This window comes from Candidatus Magnetobacterium casense, assembly GCF_019173545.1.
Lineage (GTDB): Bacteria > Nitrospirota > Thermodesulfovibrionia > Thermodesulfovibrionales > Magnetobacteriaceae > Magnetobacterium > Magnetobacterium cryptolimnobacter.
In genome coordinates, this window is sequence record NZ_JABXWD010000246.1 from 1 (window position 1) to 5,202 (window position 5,202).

4 protein-coding genes and 1 pseudogene are annotated in these 5,202 nt (G+C 48.5%); 3 read left to right on the top strand and 2 right to left on the bottom strand.

The annotated features are described in order from the left end of the window. Nucleotides 1-119: 119 nt before the first annotated feature. A pseudogene (locus HWQ67_RS12360) lies at nt 120-806 on the top strand (alpha-amylase family glycosyl hydrolase); the annotation flags it as partial. Nucleotides 807-962: 156 nt separating this feature from the next. Next, on the top strand, nt 963-1,289 hold the full coding sequence (locus tag HWQ67_RS19980) for an alpha-amylase C-terminal beta-sheet domain-containing protein (protein WP_255317258.1): 327 nt from the start codon (nt 963-965) through the stop codon (nt 1,287-1,289). 79 nt (nt 1,290-1,368) lie between these two features. On the opposite strand, the gene HWQ67_RS12365 is transcribed toward HWQ67_RS19980, so the two are convergent. Both HWQ67_RS12365 and HWQ67_RS12370 read right to left on the bottom strand, forming a co-directional pair. Then, nucleotides 1,369-3,276, bottom strand: a complete 1,908-nt coding sequence (locus tag HWQ67_RS12365) for a hydrogenase iron-sulfur subunit (protein WP_218252998.1) — start codon at nt 3,274-3,276, stop codon at nt 1,369-1,371. Between the two features lie 117 nt (nt 3,277-3,393). Beyond that, on the bottom strand, nt 3,394-4,020 hold the full coding sequence (locus tag HWQ67_RS12370; RefSeq protein ID WP_218252999.1) for a hypothetical protein: 627 nt from the start codon (nt 4,018-4,020) through the stop codon (nt 3,394-3,396). 128 nt (nt 4,021-4,148) lie between these two features. Between HWQ67_RS12370 and HWQ67_RS12375 the strand changes: the two genes are divergently transcribed. Next, nucleotides 4,149-5,099: a glycosyltransferase family 2 protein gene (locus HWQ67_RS12375; protein ID WP_218253000.1), complete on the top strand. Its 951-nt coding sequence runs from the start codon at nt 4,149-4,151 to the stop codon at nt 5,097-5,099. The last annotated feature ends 103 nt before the right edge of the window (nt 5,100-5,202 follow it).

Below are 5,202 nucleotides of genomic sequence, written 5' to 3' on the forward strand. Positions count from 1 at the left end.
TTGAATGAAAAAACTGTCAAGAGCAGTAGAACCAGGGCACAATGCATAAGGCTCTCGCAATTTTCATGGGCGGGGGCGAATAGTGCTCCTATTCATGAAGGTTTAACCTTAGTAACAACTACGGAGACTTTAAACAGCACAGAGCAATGCTTGAAGCCCTGTTGAATAAAGGTGTTGAACCCATAGCAGACATTGTAATTAACCACCGTGATGGCCCGGAAGGGGGAACTATTTTCCAAAATCCTGACTGGGGTTCTGATACCATTGTCAGTAATGATGAAGCCTTTGGTGAGCCTAAAAACAAACATCTACCAAAAGGTGCGGAGGAAGAAAGACCGCTATACTTACCAACAAGAAAAAATACGGAAGGATATGACTCTGCAAGAGACATAGATCATACGAAAACCCAGGTTCGCCGTGACATTATCAGGTATCTGAGGCAGTTGCAGTCGATGGGATACCGGGGATGGCGATACGATATGGTGCATGGTTACCTTGCTACACGCATTGCAACCTATAACAGGGCAACTCGCCCGACATTTTGTGTCGGGGAGTACGACTGGGGTAATCAGGACGAACAACGTGGTTGGGTCTGGAATACAGCCACAGTTGTCGGGGATATCAAGACTGCTAGTTGTGTCTTTGACTTTAAAACATTTTTTAAGCTAAAGTATAATCATACAAATTATAGCAACTGGTACGGAGGTTCTGGTCTGATCTGTGACACAAAAGACAATATACCCTGGAAAAACAAGGCTGTTACATTCCTGGAAAATCACGATACTGGCTACCGCACTGATCATAATGGTAAACCTCAGGCACATCATGAGTTTGATAGCTTTGCAAATAACTGGGAAGTACAACAGGGCTATGCCTATATACTCACACACCCTGGCATACCAACCGTCTACTGGAAGCACTACTTTGACTGGGGCGACGACCTGCAGGGTAAGATCAAGGCATTGATCAACGCACGCAAGATAGCAGGCGTACACTCCGGCAGCAAACTCACCACTCAGGAAAACGCCCGACAGAGAGGCATCTATGCAGCCGCAATCGACGGCAGATACGGACATATATACGTCCGCATCGGTGGAAGTGACGCAGACTGGCAACCCTTTAACTCAAACTATAAAGACTACAGAGAGTACGCCGCAGGAGACGGTTGGAAGGTATGGGTCAAACGCCAAGGTAATCCACCCGTTCAACAAGCGCCTCGGAAACAGCCTTTCCCTATTCCCACGTACACAGACCCTAAATACATATTCGTCCAGGACTCAGAGCTATAACGATAAAGACGCTGCAGGGACGGTTCATCCTACCAACGATGTTCCCGTTACTCCCCCCCGCAGCGTTTTGATTTCTTGTTTACTTTAGAAAAATTAAGTTCTTGGTTGCATCGTCATAGGTAATGATTATGCTGTCTTTGGGCTTGAGGTCCTTGGTCAGGTTTAGCTCCTCATGTTTTTCCGGAAACAACGTCTCCTCCATCTTCAGCGAAATTTCAGCGTGTTCCGGATTTAGCAGTATCTCGTCATAGACAAAGATGGAAGAATCTTGCCTTATTCCTCGGGGATTATATATATGTGAAAACACTTCTTTCTGATTTACCTGCATCGTGACCTTGATCGGCGACCTCGCACTTGCCACCGACGACGTTGACCTGTATTTAAACGTCAGGATCACGACACTCTTGTCCTCGGGATAGAACGCCATCCTGTCACTGGTCAGCGGATACAACAAGAGGGTCGGAATAAGCAGCAAGAGCGATGCAACGGCGTAGTTCAATTTCCGATTGCCCCTGACCGTTACCGTGTCGAACTTCTTGCCGTCGTTTAAGTCCCTGGTGAACGAGTCCAGCTCCTGGGCAATCCCCGAAGTAGATGTGGCTTGCAGTATGCGTATACGTGAGGGGTCTGTTTGTTTATCGAGTGATGGCTTTCTTGAGCCTTCGTACCGGGCCATAGTCCACTTGCTACCCTCCCGGTAGTGGCAATCATCCGTTTCGCAACCCACCAGACATACACCCTTGACGCCCCCGCCCAATATCTCTTTGGGAAACCGCGTATGCACCGACCCTATGCAGGGCACCGTGCAGGTAAATTGCTTGTCTCTGTCGGGTACCTCCGCCGAAAACCTGCACCTGAACACCACAACATCAGGCGCCTTTTCCCTGATATCATCCAACACCCTCTGCCACGGAAACGCAGGCAACGTGATCGCCTTAAAGCTGCACGAGCCGATACATATACCACAACCGGCACACTTGTTTTCGTTGACCACGGACTTCTTTTTACCCGTATCGAGTCGCTGCATTATCACCGCCTCATACGGACAGTCTATATAACAACACTCACATCCCGTACATTTTTCGTGGTCTATCACCACGGGGTGTATCTTTTTGCCTTTTATCAGCCACGGAAACGATATCAGTATCAGCGTTACAACGCTCACCGTCAGCCACATCCACGACAGAGGCATGATCTTCATCAGAGGATAGACAAAAAAGTACGCCCAGTCCATCGATATCACAAACGATATGTTGCTGAGGTTTGCCCCCTCATCACTCTTTGCCTTGAACACGATGCTCACAACTACCAGGATCACAGACAGCGCCACCCACAAGAACTTGGGAGGTACAATCCGGGGTCTGGCATTTCTCAACACGTGCAGCCACAGGATAAACACTATCCCCAGCGTAAGTGCAACGTGAAAGTACATGACCATCCTGAACATCCCACCCAGGAGCTTTATATCGCTGCCCAGAAACGTGCTCATGATCGAGTGCCCAAAGACGGGCAGGTAACTCAGAAACTTCCCCGTCAGTATCCCGATAAGCTGTGCCTTGACATCCCAGACAAGTATATAACCCGATATCCCGATCACCAAGAAGGTGCCAAGGGCCAACACTCCGGTGATCCACGCTATCCACCGGAACATCCTAAACCGATCGGTCACCAGTACGTGAATCGTGTGCAGCAACGTCACAAATATCAACCCCGCTGACGTATACCTGTGCAAACCCCTCATGATGTTCCCGATGAAGCTGTTTGAGATGGCCTCCACTGAGGTATAAACGTACCGGGGGTCTATCTTGTAAAATATGTACAGATATATCCCCGAAAAGGTGTCAACCAAAAACAGGTATATCGCTATCGCACCCAGGTGATACAGAGGATTGAGGTTCGATGAGAATATCCGACTGAAAACAGTTGACAGCTTGTGAAATGCCTTTTGCAACGTTGTGGTTTCTGCTAATTTTGTTTCGTTTTCCATGCTTTTATTGTATCTTCCTTTGTTTATTCCTTACAATGATATACATCATATGTCTGCGTTGGTTGAGTTGGTGTGGCTTTACGATGTGCGTGTCACGGGGGGAGTGATACGTATTTCTTACAGGAGTTCTTCATCTTTGCTGGAGAGATGTCTCAGGAGCTTTGAACCAAGCGGGGTTATCGAATAACCTCTTCTGGTGTTGCTTGATATGAGGTGCAGTGCCTTGAGCTTGCGCATGAAGTTTTTTATTCTGTCCGAAGGCATATCAACGACCGGTTCGAGGTCCTTGGACAACAGACAACCCTGGTCCTTTAGTACCTGCAGGGTGCGTTTTATCCACGGGGTGTCGTTTTTCTGTTCGAGCATCAGCAGTTGTTCCTTGATATTGAATATTTCGGAGTCTTTTACGTTACCCATTGCTTTTTTGTAGTTTTCTATGTCCTCCCCGATGTACTCAAACTCAATCCTCACCACCCGGTCACGTTCGATATCTACGTCCGCTTCGGAATAATTTACTATATCCTCCCTGAACTCATCCATCGAGTCGTAGCCGCAACGCTTCACCTCATCCAGGGTGATGCCCTGAAATCTCTTAAAGTCCACATCGATGATGCGCAATAACCCTAAGTTATGTGACCGATATATCTTGCCACGAAGCACCCTCAGGGTGTCCCAAAACCGGAAGGTCAGCGTTATCCTACCTTCCCTTACACCATCATAAAATCGTTTTTCGAACCAAATCATTCCAACTAACATAATACTAACATATTTTTAAAGAATAATCAAACATTATTTTTGTTTTGTATTTTTCTCCCCGGTTGTTTTATAATTTCTTATGCTCACGGAGATAGACGGAAAGGACGTATATATCGGTGGATGTTACAATACTCGTACCGTTTTATAACGAGGAGGACAACGTCGTTGCCTTCCACGAGGCCCTTGCCGGTGTGCTTGGGGCTTGCCGGGAGATCGACGAGTACGAAATCCTCTACATAGACGATGGTAGTTCCGACGGCACGCTGTCATTGCTTGAGGGGATTCAGGCCACAGACCCGCACGTGGTGGTGTTGTGTCTGCGCAGGAATTTTGGTCAGACGGCTGCGTTGGCTGCCGGATTTGATTTCTCCCGCGGCGATATCATCGTCACCATCGACGGCGATATGCAGTATGACGCACAGGACATACTCAAGCTGCTGCACCACATCAAGGACTGCGACATGGTCTGCGGATGGCGAAGGCACCGTCAGGACCCGCTGTTGAGCAGACGCATCCCCTCTATGATCACAAACTGGTTGATAACCATCGTCACGTCGGTCAGGCTCCATGACCATGGTTGTGCGCTGCGGGCGTACAAGCGTGAGGTCATCAAAAACCTCAAGCTCTATGGCGAAATGCAGCGGTTCATACCGGCGCTGGCCAGCAAGTACGGCATCAAGGTGACCGAAATCGAAACGTGGCATCAGCGTCGTCAGAGGGGCAAGTCAAAGTACGCACACTCAAAGACCCTGCGCCTGGTGCTTGATCTCCTGGTGGTGAAGTTTTTCCAGAGCTTTTCGACAAAGCCCATGCAGTTCTTTGGACCTCCGGGGTTGTTTAGTGGTCTGCTTGGGGGGGCGATACTCATATACTCCACCGTGAAGAGGTTCATGGTACCGGCCAGTGTTGACATTATTCCGATCTTTTTGCTGGGGGCGTTTTTGATCCTTGTGGGGTTGCAATTTCTGGGGCTTGGTCTGCTTGGTGAAATCCAGGTCAGGAACTATTACGAAAGCGAACGCAAGCCCATTTATTCGATCAAGCGGATAATCAAGGACGACAGTTAGCAGGGTCTTTGAGTGTGCGTACTTTGACTTGCCCCTCTGACGACGCTGATGCCACGTTTCGATTTCGGTCACCTTGATGCCGTACTTGCTGGCCAGCGCCGGT

Coding starts and splice junctions, on each gene's coding strand:
- HWQ67_RS12365 (WP_218252998.1), bottom strand. CDS start 3,276: ATGGAAAACGAAACAAAATTAGCAGAAACCACAACGTTGCAAAAGGCA.
- HWQ67_RS12370 (WP_218252999.1), bottom strand. CDS start 4,020: ATGATTTGGTTCGAAAAACGATTTTATGATGGTGTAAGGGAAGGTAGG.